This window comes from Pseudomonas putida W15Oct28 (assembly GCF_000708715.2).
GTDB classification, from domain to species: domain Bacteria; phylum Pseudomonadota; class Gammaproteobacteria; order Pseudomonadales; family Pseudomonadaceae; genus Aquipseudomonas; species Aquipseudomonas putida_R.
Genome location: NZ_JENB01000105.1, coordinates 1 through 351 on the forward strand (window position 1 = coordinate 1; position 351 = coordinate 351).

The following is a 351-nucleotide window of genomic DNA, read 5'->3' on the forward strand; positions in this document are numbered from 1 at the left end:
TGCTGCCAAATGCGCGGCATGTGGAAGGCAACATCTTTGGCAGCATTGGTAGCGGCCTGGCCATCGAGGCGCGCAAGCGGTACGGCGCAGCCTGAGCCATTGCTATGACCTGTACCGGCCTCTTCGCGGGCTTGCCCGCTCCCACAGGTACTGCACAAGTCTCAGGTACTGTGCGATCCCTGTGGGAGCGGGCAAGCCCGCGAAGAGGCCGGTACAGGCTGAAGCAGAATCAGACCAGCTCTTCGCGCTTCAGCTCACTCTTCAGGTAGGCATAGTAGATCGGCCCCGCCACCACCCCTGGCAGCCCGAACGCCGCCTCGAACACCAGCATCGCCAGCAGCAGTTCCCATG

The 351-nt window shown here is 63.0% G+C and carries 1 protein-coding gene; it reads left to right on the forward strand.

Annotation, left to right across the window (positions count from 1 at the left end):
* On the forward strand, positions 1-95 hold a 95-nt coding region (locus tag AK81_RS30585; RefSeq protein WP_241496125.1), incomplete at its 5' end, for a hypothetical protein.
* Positions 96-351 lie beyond the last annotated feature (256 nt).